Source organism: Blastococcus sp. SYSU D00868 (genome assembly GCF_054050575.1).
Genome location: NZ_JBJGZO010000001.1, coordinates 142,284 through 159,015, shown reverse-complemented (window position 1 = coordinate 159,015; position 16,732 = coordinate 142,284). Strand labels below are relative to the sequence as shown.

The following is a 16,732-nucleotide window of genomic DNA, read 5'->3' as shown; positions in this document are numbered from 1 at the left end:
GGGCACGCCGGTCACTCCGGTTTCGCCTCCCTCGACATGATCTCCTTGACCATCTGCGCGGCGGTCACGCCCTCGTGGCACACCCGGACGACGGCCTCGGTGATCGGCATGTCGACGCCCTGCGCGCGGCCGAGGTCGAGCACCGGCCGGCAGCTCTTCACGCCCTCGGCGGTCTGGCGGGTGCTGCGCTGCACCTCCTCCAGCGACATGCCGCGGCCGAGCTTCTCCCCGAAGGTGCGGTTGCGCGACAGCGGCGAGCTGCAGGTCGCCACGAGGTCGCCCAGGCCGGCCAGCCCGGCGAAGGTGGTCAGCTCCGCGCCGAGCGCTGCCCCGAGCCGCGCGGTCTCGGCCAGCCCGCGGGTGATCAGCGAGGCGCGGGTGTTGTCGCCGAAGCCCATGCCCTCGGCGACGCCGCAGGCCAGCGCGATCACGTTCTTCACCGCGCCGCCGAGCTCGCAGCCGACCAGGTCGGTGTTGGTGTAGGGACGGAAGTACGGGGTCACGCACGCCGCCTGGATGGCCGCCGCCCGGTCGTGGTCCGGGCAGGCGATGACCGTGGCCGCCGGCTGCTCCTCGGCGATCTCCCGGGCCAGGTTGGGTCCCGACAGCGCGGCGACCCGGTCGGGGCCGGCGCCGGTCACCTCGCAGATCACCTCGCTCATCCGCTTGGTGCTGCCCAGCTCGATGCCCTTCATCAGCGACAGCAGGCTGGCGTCGGCCGGCAGCAGCGGCGCCCAGTCGGTGAGGTTGGCCCGCAGCGACTGCGACGGCACCGCCAGCACCACGACGTCGGCGTCGTCCAGCGCCTCGGCGGCGTCGGCGGTGGCGCGCAGCCCGTCGGGCAGCCGCACGCCGGGCAGGTAGTCGGCGTTCTCCCGGTCGGCCGTGATCGCCGTGGCCAGCTCCGGGCGGCGGGCGTGCAGGACGACGGTGCTGCCGGCGTCGGCGAGGACCTTCGCGAACGCCGTCCCCCAGGACCCGGCGCCGAGGACGGCGACGCGGGTGCCGGGCCCCGTCCGTGACCTCGCGAGCTCGGTCACGCGGCCGTCCCCGGCAGGTCGCCGGGCAGCTTCCTGCGCGGGCGCGGGGCGAAGCCGGCCGGCGCGGGCTCACCGCGCAGCTCGGCGAGCTGGTCGCGCACCCGGCCCATGACCAGGTCGGTGGTCTCGCGCAGCAGCTCGGGGCTGAGCGGGCGCCCGGCGCGGACCTCCGCCCGCAGCGCCGCCAGGTCGACCGGTTCGCCGACCAGGTAGTCCACCGGCGTCCGCGGGCGCAGGTGCAGCTTCTTCGCGTGGTAGTCGTGCACCCGCTGCGGCCCCCACTGGGCGACCGGGACCACGACGGCGTCGGTGGTCAGCGCCAGCCGGGCGACACCGGTGCGCGCCTGCATCGGCCACCAGTCCGGGTCGCGGGTGACCGACCCCTCCGGGTAGATCACCACGACGTTGCCGGCCGCGAGGTCGGCCCGGGCCTCCTCCAGCGACCGGGCCGCGTCCGAGGAGCCCCGGGCGACCGGCATCTGCCCGGCCTGGCGCAGCAGGGTGCCGAGCAGCCCCTTGAAGACGGCGTCCTTGATGAGGAAGTGCGGCACCCGGCCCTGGTCCCACACCAGCCGGGCGCAGGCCAGCGGGTCCACGACGGAGACGTGGTTGACGACCACCAGCACCGGGCCGGTGGCCGGCAGCCGCTCGCCGTGCCGGTACCGGAGCCGGTAGAGCAGGGACGCCGTCGGGTAGATGAGCACCACCGCCAGCCGCAGCGCCCACGGGATGTGGCCCCGCGTCCGCCGCTTGGGCGGCCGTTCCCCGGCCACCTCGGGGGACGTTCCCTGCGTCACCGGCACCCCTCTCGCTCGCTGTGACCCGGACCATGATCGACCCTGGCGCCCCGCCGACCGCCCACCGGGTCCTCCGTGCGCGCCGCCCCGACGGGCCGGTGTGCTCACATTGTGGCCGTGGAGTGGTCCGTCGTCGTCCCGGCCAAGCGGCTGGCGGTGGCCAAGACCCGGCTCGCCCCGCTCACCGGCGCCGCCGCGGAGCTGCACGCCGACCTCGTGCTCGCGCTGCTGGCCGACACCGTCACCGCCGCCCTGGCCGCCGCGTCGGGCGGCACGGCGGTGGCCGACGTCGTGGTGGTCACCGACGACCCCCGGGCGGCGGCGGTGGTCACCGGGCTCGGCGCCCGCACGGTGCCCGACGAGCCCGACCGCGGCCTGAACCCCGCCCTGGCCCACGGCGCCCGCGCCGCGCGGACGGCCGCCGTGGCGGCGCTGTCGTCGGACCTGCCCGCCCTGCGGCCGGCGGAGCTCGCCGCCGCGCTGGCGGCGGCCGAGGGCACCGCCCGGGGCCTGGTCGCCGACGCGGCGGGCACGGGCACCACCCTGCTCACCGCCCGCGCGGGCGACCTGGACCCGCGTTTCGGGGCGGGGTCGGCGGCCGCCCACGCGGCCGGGGGCGCGCGGCCGCTGACCGGCGACTGGCCGGGGCTGCGCCGCGACGTCGACACCGCCGCCGACCTGGCCGAGGCGGTGCGGCTCGGCGTCGGCCGGCACACCGCGGGGGTGCTGCCCCGCCTGCCGCTGCCGGCGCCCCCGCGCTGACCTGCGGGAGTCCCCCGCCATCGCTCGCCGTTCACCTTCCTGCGGCACGATGACGCCGTGGCCGAGACGACGACCGACACTCCCGCGCCCCGGGCCGAGCTGCCGCCCGACCGCTTCCTCAACCGGGAGCTGTCCTGGCTGGACTTCAACGCGCGGGTGCTCGAGCTGGCCGAGGACGGCTCGCTGCCGCTGCTGGAGCGGATGAAGTTCCTGGCCATCTTCGCCAGCAACCTCGACGAGTTCTTCATGGTCCGCATCGCCGGCCTCAAGCGGCGGCAGAGCACCGGCCTCACGGTCCGCTCCCCGGACGGGCTCACCATCCGCGAGCAGCTCGCCCGCGTCACCGAGCGCACCCAGGAGCTGGTGCACCGGCACGCCTCGTGCTTCGCCGGCGACGTCCGGCCGCTGCTGGAGGCCGAGGGCATCCGCATCGTGCACTGGGACGACCTCGCCGACTCCGACGCGCTGCGGCTTCGCGAGTACTTCCGCGACCAGGTGTTCCCGGTGCTCACCCCGCTGGCGGTGGACCCGGCCCACCCGTTCCCCTACATCAGCGGGCTGTCGCTCAACCTCGCCGTCTCCGTCCGCGACCCCGACACCGGCGCCCCGCGGTTCGCCCGGCTCAAGGTGCCCAACAACGTGCCGCGGTTCGTGCAGGTGGGGACGGCGGACGCGACGGCGACCTTCCTCCCGCTGGAGGACCTGATCGCCGCGCACCTGCCGCAGCTGTTCCCCGGCCTCGACGTGCTCGAGCACCACCTGTTCCGGGTCACCCGCAACGCCGACCTGGAGGTCGAGGAGGACCGCGACGAGGACCTGCTGCAGGCCCTGGAGCGCGAGCTGGCCCGCCGCCGGTTCGGCCCCGCGGTGCGGCTGGAGGTCCACGACACGATGGACCCGCGGATCCTCGACGTCCTGGTCTCCGAGCTGGAGGTCAGCCCGCAGGACGTCGTCACCGTGCCGGGCCTGCTGGACCTGGCCGCGCTGATGGCCCTCTACGACCTCGACCGGCCCGAGCTCAAGGACGAGCCGTTCGTGCCGGCCACCCACCCGCGGCTGTCGGAGGGCGAGACGCCCATGAGCGTCTTCGCCACCCTGCGCGAGGGTGACGTGCTGGTGCACCACCCGTACCACTCGTTCGCCACGAGCGTGCAGCGGTTCATCGAGCAGGCCGCCGCCGACCCCAACGTGCTGGCGATCAAGCAGACGCTGTACCGCACCTCGGGTGACTCTCCCATCGTCAACGCGCTGATCGACGCGGCCGTGGCCGGCAAGCAGGTCGTCGTCCTCGTGGAGATCAAGGCGCGCTTCGACGAGGAGGCCAACATCACGTGGGCCCGCGAGCTGGAGCGGGCCGGTTGTCACGTCGTGTACGGCCTGGTCGGGCTGAAGACCCACTGCAAGACCGCGCTCGTCGTCCGCCGCGAGGGCGGGGTCATCCGCCGGTACTGCCACATCGGCACCGGCAACTACAACCCGAAGACGGCGCGGATCTACGAGGACCTCGGCATCCTCACCGCCGACCCGCGGGTCGGCGCCGACCTCACCGACCTGTTCAACACGCTGACCGGCTACTCGCGGCAGACGACCTACCGGCAGCTGATGGTGGCTCCGCACGGCGTCCGGACCGGGCTGGTGGAGAAGATCCGGCGGGAGGCCCGGCACGCCGCGGAGGGCCGCCCGGCCCGCATCCGGTTCAAGGTCAACTCCCTGGTCGACGAGAGGGTCATCGACGCGCTCTACGACGCCTCCTGCGCCGGGGTGCCGGTGGAGCTGTTCATCCGCGGCATCTGCGCGCTGCGGCCCGGTGTGCCGGGCCTGTCGGAGAACGTCCGGGTGCACTCGATCGTGGGCCGGTTCCTGGAGCACTCCCGGGTCTTCCACTTCCGCAACGGCGGCGAGGGCGAGTGGTGGATCGGCAGCGCCGACCTCATGCACCGCAACCTCGACCGGCGGGTGGAGGTGCTGCTGCGGGTCTGCGAGGAGGGCGCGCAGCGGCAGCTGGTGGCGATGTTCGACTCCGCCATGGCCCCGGACGTGCGCTGCTGGGAGCTCGGCCCGGACGCGCGGTGGACGCGCCGGGAGGGCCGCGACCACCAGGCGGGCCTGATGGCCGCCGTCGTCGAGCAGGTGGGCTGAGCCGGTGGCCGACGAGGTGGTCGCGGCCGCCGGCGGCGCGGTCTGGCGGCGCACGGCCGACGGCGAGGTCGAGACCGCGGTGGTGCACCGGCCGCGCTACGACGACTGGTCGCTGCCCAAGGGCAAGCACGACGAGGGGGAGGCGCTGATCGAGACCGCGGTGCGCGAGGTCGGCGAGGAGACCGGCCTGGCCGTGGTCGTCGGCCGGCGCAGCCTGCGCACGGAGTACGCGGTCGAGGCCGGCACCAAGCGGGTGGACTACTGGCTGATGGAGGCCGTCGGCGGGGCGTTCGAGCCCGGGCACGAGACCGACGAGCTGCGCTGGCTGCCGGTCGACGCGGCCGCCGACCTGGTCACCCACGACCACGACCGCGCGGTGCTGGCCGACCTCGCGCGCGCCGACCTGCCGCGCTCGCCCACGCTGCTGCTGGTGCGGCACGCGCGGGCCGGCAGCCGGTCGGACTGGGACGGCGACGACGACCTGCGGCCCCTGGACGGCAAGGGCCGCCGGCAGGCGCGGCGGCTGGCCGAGGTGCTGCCGCTGTTCGCGCCCACGGCGGTGCTGTCGGCGGAGCGGACCCGCTGCCGGGAGACCGTGGAGCCGCTGGCCGAGGCGCTGGGCCTGCCCGTCCAGCCGCTGCCGGAGGTGGGCGAGGAGGAGTTCGCCGCCGACCCGCAGGCGGCGCTGGCCGCGATCGATCGTCTGCTGGAGCCGCGGCCGGGGCCCGGGGTCACCGTGGTGTGCAGCCAGGGCGGCGCGATCCCCTCGATGCTGATGAGCCTGGGGGTCCGCTGGGCCGGGGTGGCCGGGGCGCTGTGGCCGCCGGCGGCCAAGGGCAGCACCTGGGTGCTCGGCGGCCGCCACGGGGCGCTGCTCGCCGACTACTACCGCGACTTCGCCCCGGACCCGGACGCCACCGGCCCCGGCGTCCACGTCGGCGTCCTCTCGGATCAGGGGACCTGATCATCGAGCGTCCTCCCTCACCGCGGACGGTGAGGGAGGACGCTCTGCGATCAGGTCGGCTGATCGTGGCCGGACGGCGTCAGGCGGGGAGCGCGGGCAGCGCCCGGGGCTTCCAGGCGGGGCGGGCGGCCTCGTAGGCCTCGATGTCGGCCAGGTGGCGCTCGGTCAGGCCGACGTCGTCCAGGCCCTCCAGCAGCCGCCAGCGGGTGTAGTCGTCGATCGCGAACGGGACGACGCGATGCTCTCCCCCGCCCGCCCGGAAGCGGACCTCCTTGGCCTGCAGGTCGACGGTGACCTCGGTGGCCGGGTCGGCCTCCCCGGCGGCCCACAGCGCCTCGACCTCGTCCTGCGGCAGCAGCACGGTGAGCAGGCCCGCCTTGGTCGAGTTGTTGCGGAAGATGTCGGCGAACCGCGAGCTGATGACGACGCGGAAGCCGCCGTCCAGCAGGGCCCAGACCGCGTGCTCGCGGGAGGAACCGGTGCCGAAGTCCGGGCCGGCGACGAGCACCGAGGCGCCCTGGTACTGCGGCTGGTTGAGCACGAAGTCCGGCTCGTTGGTCCGCCAGGCCTCGAACAGCCCGTCCTCGAAGCCGGTGCGGGTGATCCGCTTCAGGTAGACGGCCGGGATGATCTGGTCGGTGTCGACGTTGCTGCGGCGCAGCGGCGCGACGGTGCCGGTGTGGGTCGTGAAGGCGTCCATGGGGGTCTCCGGTCGGTCAGACGGTCGCGGGGGCCGGCGCGTCGGCCAGGTCGGCGGGGGCGGCCAGGTGCCCGGCGAGGGCGGTCGCCGCGGCGACGGCCGGCGACACCAGGTGGGTGCGCCCGCCCTTGCCCTGCCGGCCCTGGAAGTTCCGGTTGCTGGTGGAGGCCGACCGCTCCCCCGGGGCCAGCTGGTCGGGGTTCATGCCCAGGCACATGGAGCACCCGGCCCCGCGCCACTCCGCGCCGGCCTCGACGAACACCGCGTCCAGGCCCTCGGCCTCGGCCTGCGCCTTGACGGCGACGGAGCCGGGGACGACGAGCATCCGGGTGTTGGCGTCGATCCGCTTCCCGCGCAGCAGCTCGGCGGCCACCCGCAGGTCCTCGATCCGGCCGTTGGTGCACGAGCCCAGGAACACCGTGTCGACCGAGATCTCGCGCAGCGGCGTGCCGGGGGTCAGCCCCATGTAGGCCAGCGCGCCCTCGACGTCGCGCCGCTCGTTCTCGTCGGCGATGTCGGCGGGGTCGGGCACCCGCTCGGCGATCGGCAGGCCCTGGCCCGGGTTGGTGCCCCACGTGACGAACGGGGTGAGCGACGCCGCGTCGATGTGCACCTCGCGGTCGAAGACGGCGCCCTCGTCGGTGCGCAGCGTCGACCAGTACTCCACCGCGGCGTCCCAGTCGGCGCCCTGCGGGGCGTGCGGCTTGCCCCTCAGGAACTCGAAGGTCGTCTCGTCCGGCGCGATCAGCCCGGCCTTGGCGCCGGCCTCGATCGACATGTTGCAGATGGTCATCCGGGCCTCCATCGACATCTTCTCGATGGCGCTGCCGCGGTACTCGATGACGTGGCCCTGGCCGCCGCCGGTCCCGATCTGGGCGATGACGGCGAGGATGACGTCCTTGGCGGAGACCCCGGGGGACAGCTCGCCGTCGACGGTGACCGCCATCTGCTTGGGCCGGTACTGCGGCAGCGTCTGCGTCGCCAGCACGTGCTCGACCTCGCTGGTGCCGATGCCGAAGGCCAGCGCGCCGAAGGCGCCGTGGGTCGAGGTGTGGCTGTCGCCGCAGACGATGGTCATGCCCGGCTGGGTGAGCCCCAACTGCGGGCCGATGACGTGCACGATGCCCTGGTCGCGGTCGCCCATGGGCGCCAGCCGGATGCCGAACTCGGCGGCGTTGCGGCGCAGCGCCTCCACCTGGGCGCGGCTGACCGGGTCGGCGATCGGCGCGAGGATGTCCAGGGTCGGGACGTTGTGGTCCTCGGTCGCCATCGTGAGGTCGGAACGGCGCACCGGGCGGCCGGCGGCCCGCAGCCCGTCGAAGGCCTGGGGGCTGGTGACCTCGTGCACCAGGTGCAGGTCGATGTAGAGCAGGTCCGGCTCGCCCTCGGTGCTGCGCACGACGTGGGCGTCGTAGACCTTCTCGGCCAGGGTCTTCGGCACGGCGGTGTCCCTCCGGGTGACACGTCCCGCTGGCTTCTCACCCAGTGGGATGCGAGTATTGCTGTGTGGGACAGCCTAACCCCGTGGCCGTGCTGGACAAAGCAGTGGCGATCCTGCGGGCCGTCGCCGAGCACCCGGCGACCCTCGCCGAGCTCGTCGCGCGCACCGGCCTGCCCCGCGCGACCGCGCACCGGCTGGCCGTGGCGCTCGAGGGCCACCGCCTGGTCCGGCGCACCGAGACCGGCGCCTGGGCGCCCGGCCCGGGCCTGGCCGAGCTGGGTCGCAGCGGCGCCGACCTCGGCGAGCTGGCCGGCCGGCACCTGGCGGCGCTGCGCGACGCGAGCGGGGAGAGCGCCCAGTTCTACGTGCGCGACGGCGGCTCGCGGGTGTGCATCGCCGCGGCCGAGCGGGCGTCGGGCCTGCGGGACACGGTGCCGGTGGGCGCGCGGCTGCCGATGACGGCGGGGTCGGCGGCGCACGCGCTGCTCGCCTTCGCCCCGGCCGAGGAGGTGACGCCGCTGCTGCCCTCGGCGAGCTTCACCGCGCGCACCCTGCTCGACGTCCGCCGGCGCGGCTGGGCGCACAGCATCGCCGAGCGCGAGCCCGGCGTGGCCTCGCTGTCGGCCCCCGTCCGCGACGCCACCGGCGGCGTCCTGGGCGCCGTGTCGATCAGCGGGCCGGTCGAGCGGCTGGGGCGGCGCCCCTCCCCCGAGGTCGTCACCGCCGTGCTCGAGGCGGCCGGCGCGATCGGCCGCGCCGCCCGCTGAGGCGGTTGACCCAAGCCCCTTCCCCCGGGCGCGGCCCTCGCGTACACACCCGGCATGACCGCCACCGACACCGGCACGGCTGCCGCGCCCGCCGGCCGGGCCCGCATCGCCGCGCCCGGCGAGGGCATCGGCCTCGACGAGCTCGCGCTGGCCGCGCGCAACCACGGGATGCCGCTGGAGGCGCTGCGCTACGACGTCACGCCGCCCGGCCTGCACTACGTCCTCACCCACTACGACATCCCCGCGCTCGACCCGCAGGACTGGCGGCTGGTGGTCACCGGGGCCGTCGACCGGCCGCTGGAGCTCGACCTGACCGCACTGCGCGCCCGGCCCGCGCAGACCGAGCGGGTGACCCTGGAGTGCGCGGGCAACGGCCGGGCGCGGTTCGAGCCGCGGCCGGTGAGCCAGCCCTGGCTGCTGGAGGCGGTCGGCACCGCGGAGTGGACCGGCACCTCCCTGGCCGCCCTGCTCGCCGAGGCCGGCGTCTCACCGCGGGCGGTCGACGTCGTGTTCACCGGCGCCGACCACGGGGTCGAGCGCGGCGTGGAGCAGGACTACGCGCGGGGCCTGCCGGTGGCCGAGGCGCTGCGCCCGGACGTGCTGCTGGCCTGGCAGATGAACGGCGCCGACCTCCCGCCCCAGCACGGGGCGCCGGTGCGGCTGGTCGTCCCCGGCTGGTACGGCATGGCGCACGTGAAGTGGCTGACCCGCGTCGAGGTGCTGGAGCGGCCCTTCGACGGGTTCCAGAACGCGACCGCCTACCGGCTGAAGGTGGACCGCGACGAGCCGGGCACCCCGGTCGACCGGATCCGCCCGCGGGCCCTGCTCGCCCCGCCCGGCCACCCCGACTTCATGACCCGCGAGCGGTTCGTCCGCTCGGGCCGCGTCGTCCTCACCGGGCGCGCCTGGTCCGGCCGCGCGCCGCTGACCCGGGTGGAGGTCAGCACCGACGGCGGGGCGACCTGGGCCGACGCGGACCTCGCCGCCCCCGACCCGGCGCACCCCTCCGCCTGGCGGGCGTGGTCCCTGGAGTGGACGGCGGCGCCGGGCCGCCACGAGCTCGTGGTGCGGGCCCGGGACGAGGCCGGCGCGCAGCCGCTGGAGCAGGAGTGGAACCGCCAGGGGATGGCGAACAACCTGGTGCAGCGGGTCCCGGTGACCGTGGCCTAGCGGGTTGCCGTCGGGCGGTCGGGCTGGTCGCGCCCGGCCGCGCCCACGGCCAGCGGGCGCACCAGCCCGGGGGCCTTCGGCAGCTCGGCCCGCCGGGCGTCGCCGACCGTGAAGCCGGCCCGCCGGAGGGCGGCCTCGGTGGCGCGGTTGGGGTGGCAGCCGTCGGCGAACCACCCCCACGGCCGCTCCAGGCGGTCCTGCCAGCGGACCAGCCGCCCGCCGTCGCCGCGGACGTGCTCGAGGTAGAGGAGCGTGCCCCCGGGGCGCAGGACGCGGTACAGCTCGGCGGCGGCGCGCGCGAGGTCCCCGACGCTGCACAGCACCAGGGTCGAGACGACCGTGTCGAAGCTCGCGTCGGCGAACGGCAGCGACTCGGCCGGCGCCTCCACGACCTCGGCCGCGCGGCCGGACCCCTCCGCGGCGAGGCGCGCGCGCAGCCGCCGGGCCATGTGCGGGCTCGGCTCGGTGAGCACCAGACGGGTCACCGCGTCCGGGTAGAGGACGACGTTGTGCCCGGTGCCCGCTCCGACCTCGAGCACCTCGCCGCGCGCCCGGGTCAGGAGCTCCGCGCGCATCGCCCGCAGGCCCGCGTCCTCGGTGCCCTGCAGCGCGCGGTCGTACAACGCCGCGAACAGCCGGCTGGCCACGGCGGGCAGGCTACGCCGGTCGTGGCCGTCCCGGTCCCCGCTCGAACGCGGGGCCCGGGCCGCGGCTCAGTGCCGCGGCGGCCCCGTGGTCGCGCCGGTGCCGTCGTCCACGCCCTCCCCCGGCGCGTGGGGCGGCTCGACGACGGCCGGCCGCCACCGCGTCCACAGGAAGAAGGCGAGGGCCACGACCACCATCGCGAGGCCGGCCCAGAGGTTGGCGTTGACGCCGCCGGTCTTCTCCCGGTCGCTGGCCGTCTCGCCGAACAGGCCGACGATCACCAGGACGACGCCGTAGAAGCCGATCAGCGCGGCGATCACGTTGCGGACGTCGAACGCCCCGGCGGCGTGCTTCCGGCCGGAGGGCTGCTCTGCGGGCGTGCTGCTCATCGAGGGCTCCTCAGCGGAAGATCAGGTTCAGGGCGATGACCATGACCAGCGAGATGCCCGCCAGCTTGGTCGGGGACTGGTACCAGGGCAGGCGGTGCGCCTCGGGGTCGGTGCGCTGTTCCTTCGGGGTCTCGGAGTAGACGAGGCCCACGAGCGCCTCCACCGGCTTCGGCCTGGTGACCTGGGTGACCGCGACGCTCACCACGATGTCGACGACGAACGCCGCGCCGGCGGCCACGAAGCTCGCGCCCTGGCCGCTGAGCGGCAGCACCCCCAGCGACGCCGAGCCGAAGGAGTCCTCGCTGAGCAGCGCCACCAGGACCGCCGCCAGGGTGCCGGACACCAGGCCGGTCCACCCGGCGGTCGCCGTCATCCGCTTCCAGAACATGCCGAGGATGAACGTGGCGAACAGCGGCGCGTTGAAGAAGCCGAACAGCGTCTGCAGGTAGTCCATCAGGTTGCTGTAGCCCGACGCGATCAGCGCCGTCCCGATGGCGACGACCGTGGCCCCGACGGTCGCCCAGCGGCCGATGTTCAGGTAGTAGCCGTCGGGCCGGTCCTTCTTCACGTACTGCTGCCAGATGTCGTAGCTGAACACCGTGTTGAAGGCCGAGATGTTGGCCGCCATGCCGGCCATGAACGCGGCGAGCAGGCCGGCGATCGCGACGCCGAGCAGGCCGTTGGGCAACACCTCCGCGATCAGCGCCAGGATCGAGTCGTTGTAGTCGAGGTCGCTCTCCTGACCGGCCTTGAGCGCCTCGATGCCCGGCACGAGGACGGCGGCGATCATGCCCGGGATCACCACGACGAACGGGACGAACATCTTCGGGAACGACCCGATGATGGGGGTGCTGCGCGCCGCGGACATCGACTTGGTCGCCATCGCCCGCTGCACCTCGACGAAGTTCGTCGTCCAGTAGCCGAAGGAGAGCACGAAGCCGAGGCCGAAGACGATGCCGACGACCGACCAGAAGGAGCTGGCGAAGCCGGTCAGCTCGGTGCCGGGCCAGGAGGACAGGTCGCCCTCGTTGCCCGCGTCGGTGATCGAGTCGATCAGCCCGCCGACGCCGCCGACCCGGTGCAGGCCGATCAGCGTCAGCGGCGTCAGCGCCGCGACGATCACGAAGAACTGCAGCACCTCGTTGTAGATCGCCGCCGACAGCCCGCCGAGGGTGATGTAGCTGAGCACCACGGCCGCCGCCACGATCAGCGACAGCCACAGCGGCCAGCCCAGCAGCGCCTCGACGATGCTGGCCAGCAGGTAGAGGTTGATGCCGGCGATGAGGATCTGCGCGACGGCGAAGCTGATCGCGTTCACCAGGTGGGCGCCGGTCCCGAACCGCCGGCGCATGAACTCCGGGACGCTGCGGACCTTCGACCCGTAGTAGAAGGGCATCATCACGACACCCAGGAAGAGCATCGCGGGGACGGCGCCGATCCAGAAGTAGTGCATGGTCGGCATGCCGTACTGGGCGCCGTTGGCCGACATGCCGACGATCTCGACGGCCCCGAGGTTGGCCGAGATGAAGGCCAGGCCGGTGACCCAGGCCGGCAGGGAACGGCCGGAGAGGAAGAAGTCGAGGCTGTCGGAGACCCGCCGCCGCGCGGCGAAGCCGATCATCAGCACGACGGCGAAGTAGACGATGACGAGCAGGTAGTCCACCGGCTCGGCGTCGAGACGCAGTTCGTCCACGCGGACCTCCAGGTGAGCGGGGTGTTCAGCCGATCCGGCGGGCCCCCCGTGACGGCACGGCGAGGGAGGTCCGGGGCGCGCTGTACCCCTCTTCCCGGAATCGACGCGTGATCACCTCGGTCACCTGATCGACGGACCCCGCCTCGACCAGCACGATCGCGCTGCCCCCGAACCCGCCGCCGACCATCCGGGCCCCGGCGGCGCCGGCCCCCACCGCGGCCTCCACGCACGCGTCCAGCTCCGGCGTGGAGATCGAGAAGTCGTCGCGCAGCGAGGCGTGCCCGGCGGTGAGCACCGGCCCGACCGCGCGCGGGTCGCCGGTGCCGCGCAGCAGGTCGACGACCTCCAGCACCCGGGCGTCCTCGGTGACCACGTGGCGGGCGCGGCGGAGCAGGACGGCGCCGTCGTCCGTGCCGTCGTCCAGCGGCGCCAGGGCGGCGGCGTCGGGGACGTCGCGCAGCGCGGGCACGCCCAGGCGCTCCGCGGCCCGCTCGCACTCCCGGCGCCGGTCGCCGTAGCCGCCGCCGGCGTGGCTGTGCGTCGTCCCGGTGTCGACGACGAGCAGCACGAGCCCGGCCGCCTCGAGGTCCAGCGGCACCTGCTCGCTGCTGCGGTCGCGGGTGTCGAGGAACAGCGCGTGCCCGGCGGTGCACAGCAGCGACGCGGACTGGTCGAGGATCCCGGTGGGCGCCCCGACGAAGTCGTTCTCCGCGGCGCGGGCGACGTCGACGAGGTCGGCGACGGCCAGCTCCGGGGCGGCCAGGTCGCGCAGCGCCAGCGCCACCGAGCACGACAGCGCCGCCGACGACGACAGCCCCATCCCGGCCGGGACGTCGCCGTCGACGAGGACGCTCACCCCGCCGGGCACCCGCTCCCGCAGCTCCTGGACCACCCCGGCCGCGTAGCCGGCCCAGCCGGCGGGGGAACCGGGCGCGAGGTCGGCCAGGGCGAGTTCCACCCGCTGGTCGGGGTGCTGGGCGGAGACGAGCGCGACGCGGCCGTCGGAGCGGCGGGCGGCCGCCGCCCGGGTCGTCTGCCCGAGCGCCACGGGCAGCACGAAGCCCTCGTTGTAGTCGGTGTGCTCGCCGATGACGTTGACCCGCCCGGGCGCTGCCCAGACCCCCTCGGGCCCGGCGTCGAAGGCGGCGGCGAACGCGGCCCGCGCGGCGGCCGACAGCTCGGCGTCGGGCCTCACCACGTCACGGTGCCCATGGCTCGGTCCCGGACCCGCTCCGCTCGTCGGTCGCCGGTGCTCCCTGCGATGCTCACTCGCCCATCACCTGCACGTTCCGCAGCTGCTCGGCGACGTCCTCGGGGGTGGTGTCGCTGATGAACGCGCCCATCCCGGACTCCGACCCCGCCAGGTACTTCAGCTTCCCGGGCGCCCGCCGGAAGCTGAACAGCTGCAGGTGCAGCCACCAGTCCTCGCGGCCGCGGCGCACCGGGGCCTGGTTCCAGGCGGCGATGTAGTTCATCGGCTCGTCGAAGCGGTGCGCGAAGCGGCCGAGCGCGTCGCGCAGCATGCCCGCGAGGGAGTCGCGCTCCGCCCCGGTCAGCGCGGGCAGGTCGGGCACCCGCCGGTTGGGGAACAGCTGCAGCTCGTAGGGCCAGCGGGCGGCGGCGGGCACGAACGCCGTCCAGTGCTCGTCGGCGGCGACCACCCGGGGGCCGCCGCGCTCGGCGGCGACGACGTCGGCGAACAGGTCGCCGCCGGTCTCCGCCCGGTGCCGCTCGACCGAGGCCAGCAGCCGCTCGGCGCGGGCCGGGAGGTAGGAGTAGGCGTAGACCTGCCCGTGCGGGTGGGCCAGGGTCACCCCGATCTCCTCGCCGTGGTTCTCGAACGGGAACACGTACTCGACGCCCTCGATCGCCGACAGGGCCTCGGTGCGGTCGGCCCAGACGTCGACGAGCAGCCGCAGGCGCTCCGGCGGGAGGTCGGCCGGCTCCCGGTCGTGGTCGCTGGTGAAGACCACCACCTCGCAGCGGCCGAAGCCCGGCCGCAGCGGCGCGTACGGGGCGCCGGGGGCGGTGGGCGGCACGTCGGGGTCGACCCCGGTGGCCAGCGACGGGAAGCGGTTCTCGAAGACGACCACCTGGTAGTCGGCCTCGGGCACCTCCGTGGGCGGGCGGCCCGGCCGGGTCGGGCACAGCGGGCACTCGTCGGCCGGCGGGAGGAAGGTGCGGGACTGCCGGTGCGCGGCGTAGGCCACCCACTCCCCCAATAGGGCGTCCCAGCGCAGCTGCGAGTGGGTGCTCACCGGGGGCAGGTCACGCGTGTCCTCGCCGTCGTGCACCGCCGGCGAGCCGTCGGCGTCGAAGTAGAGGATCTCCCGGCCGTCGGCCAGCCGACGACTCGTCCGGATCACCGCGAACCCGCCTCCCTGCTGCCCCGGCGGGGCGGCGCCGTGCACCGACGCTAGTCGCGCCCCCTCCCGGCCGCCGCGCGCGGGGGCTCGGGGACGGCGAGAGCCCCCGGCCGGGGAGGCCGGGGGCTCTCGAGCGCGTAGCCCCGAAGGGATTCGAACCCTCGCTACCGCCGTGAGAGGGCGGCGTCCTGGGCCGCTAGACGACGGGGCCGTGCACCGCCATGCTGCCACGCCGCGGCCGAACGTCCGCAGGCGGGGGTGGCGGGCCCGGGAACGGCGAGAGCCCCCGGCCGGGGAGGCCGGGGGCTCTCGGACGCGTAGCCCCGAAGGGATTCGAACCCTCGCTACCGCCGTGAGAGGGCGGCGTCCTGGGCCGCTAGACGACGGGGCCGTGCGGTACTGCGGTGGTGCTGAGGAGATGGCGCTTCCTCGCTGGGGTACCAGGACTCGAACCTAGACTAACGGAACCAGAAACCGTCGGGCTGCCAATTACCCCATACCCCAAGGGTCGTGCACGCCTCGCGGCGCAGGGACAACCATACCCGACGGCCACGGAGCCGCCGCGCACCCCCCTCCCTCAGCGGGCCGCGACCGCCGGCCGCAGGTCCTGGGCGGGGGTCCGGGTGGCGGGCGGGCGGCGGGCGGCCGAGCGCCGGACCAGCAGCACGTAGGCGGCCATGGCGAGCACGTCGAGGACGACGACGAGCAGGCCGGCCCAGCCGCTGACCACCGCCTCGGTCTCCACCCCCTCCCCCAGCGCGCCGGCGAGCACGAACACCAGGACGTTGTTGACCGCGTGCAGCACGATCGCCGCCTCCAGCCCCCCGGTCAGCCACACCACCGCCGAGGCGGCCAGGCCGAACGCGAACCGGTCGAGGAAGAGCAGCACGTCGCCGGGCACGTGCGCCAGCGAGAACAGCGCGGCGGTGAGCACCGCAGCGACCAGCGCCCCGGCCCGCTCCCGGCCGATCCACGCCGCGACCGCCTGGCTCAGGTAGCCGCGGAACACGTACTCCTCGGCGGCCGACTGCAGCGGCGTGGTGAGGACGACGAGGACCAGCAGCCAGGCGAACGAGCGGATCGGCCCGGTGACCTCGGCGCCGTCGTCGAACGCGAACCCGAGCACGACCTGCACGCCGATGCCCAGCCCCAGGGCCAGCAGCGCCAGGGGCACGTAGGCGCGGAACAGCCCCCAGCGCAGCCGGCCGAGCACGGACGACGAGGAGCCGATGCCCATCTGGTGGGCCGCCACCCAGCACAGCCACACGACCGGGATCGCGACGATCAGGCTGAGGTTGGTGATCAGCAGCGTCCACGGGTCGGTGAGGTCGTCGAACTCCAGGTCGACGGTGCCGCGCGCGACGACCGCCAGCGCCCCGACGAAGATCACCACCACCGCGGCGACCGTGTAGACGACGGCGAACAGCAGCAGCCCGAGCAGCGGCCGCCACCACCGCCAGGTGCGCGAGCGCATCACGAGCACGTAGGGCGTCGGGACGTCGTGCGGCAGCGGCGGCGGCAGCGCCCACGGCGGCGGCCCGTACGGCGGGTGGCCGGGCGGCGGCCCGTAGAACGGCGGGTGGCCGGCGAGGGGGCCGCCGGGCGGGACGGCGCCGCCGGGCAGCACCCAGGGCGGCGGCGGGCCGGCCGTGGGCGTGTGCGGGCCGGCGGGCATCGGGACGGGCCCCAGCGGCCACGGGACCGGGCCGGGCGCCCCGGGGGGCGCGGGCTGGTGCCGGCCGGGCAGCGCGCCGGGGACCCGGGGCGGGGCGGCGTAGGGGGCCGTGGGCGGCGGACCGGCGTAGGGCTCGTCGTCGTCCCCGCCGGCCCACGGCCCGCCCACCCCGGTCATCCCGCCC

The 16,732-nt window shown here is 75.2% G+C and carries 15 protein-coding genes and 3 tRNA genes; 5 read left to right on the top strand and 13 right to left on the bottom strand.

Annotated features, from left to right (window positions below):
• Positions 1 to 11 precede the first annotated feature (11 nt).
• Together ACI79F_RS00720 and ACI79F_RS00715 are read right to left on the bottom strand one after the other, a co-directional pair.
• Positions 12 to 1,040 carry an NAD(P)H-dependent glycerol-3-phosphate dehydrogenase gene (locus ACI79F_RS00720; protein WP_456543712.1) on the bottom strand — a complete coding sequence of 343 codons (1,029 nt, stop codon included), beginning with the start codon at positions 1,038 to 1,040 and terminating at the stop codon, positions 12 to 14.
• Complete coding sequence (locus ACI79F_RS00715; RefSeq protein WP_456543713.1) at positions 1,037 to 1,837, bottom strand: lysophospholipid acyltransferase family protein; 801 nt, start codon at positions 1,835 to 1,837, stop codon at positions 1,037 to 1,039. Before ACI79F_RS00715 ends, ACI79F_RS00720 begins: the two co-directional genes overlap by 4 nt.
• A gap of 117 nt (positions 1,838 to 1,954) precedes the next feature.
• On the opposite strand from ACI79F_RS00715, the gene cofC reads away from it, so the two are divergent.
• Genes cofC through ACI79F_RS00700 form a run of 3 tightly spaced genes read left to right on the top strand, consistent with a single transcriptional unit; the run spans position 1,955 to position 5,702 of the window.
• Complete coding sequence (cofC, locus tag ACI79F_RS00710) at positions 1,955 to 2,599, top strand: 2-phospho-L-lactate guanylyltransferase (protein WP_456543714.1); 645 nt, start codon at positions 1,955 to 1,957, stop codon at positions 2,597 to 2,599.
• A gap of 57 nt (positions 2,600 to 2,656) precedes the next feature.
• On the top strand, positions 2,657 to 4,738 hold the full coding sequence (locus ACI79F_RS00705) for an RNA degradosome polyphosphate kinase (RefSeq protein ID WP_456543715.1): 2,082 nt from the start codon (positions 2,657 to 2,659) through the stop codon (positions 4,736 to 4,738).
• Between the two features lie 4 nt (positions 4,739 to 4,742).
• On the top strand, positions 4,743 to 5,702 hold the full coding sequence (locus ACI79F_RS00700) for an NUDIX hydrolase (RefSeq protein WP_456543716.1): 960 nt from the start codon (positions 4,743 to 4,745) through the stop codon (positions 5,700 to 5,702).
• Positions 5,703 to 5,781: 79 nt separating this feature from the next.
• Here the strand turns inward: ACI79F_RS00700 and leuD are convergent, their stop codons facing one another.
• The gene (gene leuD, locus ACI79F_RS00695; protein ID WP_456543717.1) at positions 5,782 to 6,402 is read right to left on the bottom strand and encodes a 3-isopropylmalate dehydratase small subunit; all 621 of its coding nucleotides are present in this window, start codon (positions 6,400 to 6,402) and stop codon (positions 5,782 to 5,784) included.
• Between the two features lie 16 nt (positions 6,403 to 6,418).
• Positions 6,419 to 7,843 carry a 3-isopropylmalate dehydratase large subunit gene (leuC, locus tag ACI79F_RS00690; protein ID WP_456543718.1) on the bottom strand — a complete coding sequence of 475 codons (1,425 nt, stop codon included), beginning with the start codon at positions 7,841 to 7,843 and terminating at the stop codon, positions 6,419 to 6,421.
• An 83-nt stretch (positions 7,844 to 7,926) separates the two neighbouring features.
• On the opposite strand from leuC, the gene ACI79F_RS00685 reads away from it, so the two are divergent.
• Together ACI79F_RS00685 and ACI79F_RS00680 are read left to right on the top strand one after the other, a co-directional pair.
• Positions 7,927 to 8,610, top strand: coding sequence for an IclR family transcriptional regulator (locus tag ACI79F_RS00685; protein WP_456543719.1), 684 nt, complete (start codon positions 7,927 to 7,929; stop codon positions 8,608 to 8,610).
• A gap of 54 nt (positions 8,611 to 8,664) precedes the next feature.
• Positions 8,665 to 9,780, top strand: coding sequence for a sulfite oxidase (locus ACI79F_RS00680; protein WP_456543720.1), 1,116 nt, complete (start codon positions 8,665 to 8,667; stop codon positions 9,778 to 9,780).
• Here the strand turns inward: ACI79F_RS00680 and ACI79F_RS00675 are convergent.
• From ACI79F_RS00675 to ACI79F_RS00635, 9 genes are all read right to left on the bottom strand, one after another.
• Positions 9,777 to 10,427 carry a class I SAM-dependent methyltransferase gene (locus tag ACI79F_RS00675; protein WP_456543721.1) on the bottom strand — a complete coding sequence of 217 codons (651 nt, stop codon included), beginning with the start codon at positions 10,425 to 10,427 and terminating at the stop codon, positions 9,777 to 9,779. The two genes, ACI79F_RS00680 and ACI79F_RS00675, sit on opposite strands and share 4 nt — an antisense overlap.
• A gap of 66 nt (positions 10,428 to 10,493) precedes the next feature.
• The gene (locus ACI79F_RS00670) at positions 10,494 to 10,814 is read right to left on the bottom strand and encodes a hypothetical protein (RefSeq protein ID WP_456543722.1); all 321 of its coding nucleotides are present in this window, start codon (positions 10,812 to 10,814) and stop codon (positions 10,494 to 10,496) included.
• A 10-nt stretch (positions 10,815 to 10,824) separates the two neighbouring features.
• On the bottom strand, positions 10,825 to 12,507 hold the full coding sequence (locus ACI79F_RS00665; RefSeq protein ID WP_456543723.1) for a sodium:solute symporter family protein: 1,683 nt from the start codon (positions 12,505 to 12,507) through the stop codon (positions 10,825 to 10,827).
• Positions 12,508 to 12,532: 25 nt separating this feature from the next.
• A complete protein-coding gene (gene galK / locus ACI79F_RS00660; protein ID WP_456543724.1) occupies positions 12,533 to 13,702 on the bottom strand; it encodes a galactokinase in 1,170 nt (389 codons plus the stop codon).
• A gap of 70 nt (positions 13,703 to 13,772) precedes the next feature.
• Positions 13,773 to 14,873 carry a galactose-1-phosphate uridylyltransferase gene (gene galT, locus ACI79F_RS00655; RefSeq protein WP_456543725.1) on the bottom strand — a complete coding sequence of 367 codons (1,101 nt, stop codon included), beginning with the start codon at positions 14,871 to 14,873 and terminating at the stop codon, positions 13,773 to 13,775.
• Between the two features lie 138 nt (positions 14,874 to 15,011).
• Positions 15,012 to 15,084 (bottom strand) — tRNA-Glu (locus ACI79F_RS00650).
• Between the two features lie 107 nt (positions 15,085 to 15,191).
• Positions 15,192 to 15,264 (bottom strand) — tRNA-Glu (locus ACI79F_RS00645).
• Positions 15,265 to 15,305: 41 nt separating this feature from the next.
• Positions 15,306 to 15,377 (bottom strand) — tRNA-Gln (locus ACI79F_RS00640).
• Positions 15,378 to 15,450: 73 nt separating this feature from the next.
• Positions 15,451 to 16,725, bottom strand: a complete 1,275-nt coding sequence (locus ACI79F_RS00635) for a CPBP family intramembrane glutamic endopeptidase (protein WP_456543726.1) — start codon at positions 16,723 to 16,725, stop codon at positions 15,451 to 15,453.
• Positions 16,726 to 16,732 lie beyond the last annotated feature (7 nt).

Excerpts from the sequence above, each read along its gene's own strand:
- ACI79F_RS00635 (WP_456543726.1), bottom strand. The coding sequence starts at position 16,725 with ATGACCGGGGTGGGCGGGCCGTGGGCCGGCGGGGACGACGACGAGCCC.
- leuD (WP_456543717.1), bottom strand. The coding sequence starts at position 6,402 with ATGGACGCCTTCACGACCCACACCGGCACCGTCGCGCCGCTGCGCCGC.
- ACI79F_RS00680 (WP_456543720.1), top strand. The coding sequence starts at position 8,665 with ATGACCGCCACCGACACCGGCACGGCTGCCGCGCCCGCCGGCCGGGCC.
- ACI79F_RS00670 (WP_456543722.1), bottom strand. The coding sequence starts at position 10,814 with ATGAGCAGCACGCCCGCAGAGCAGCCCTCCGGCCGGAAGCACGCCGCC.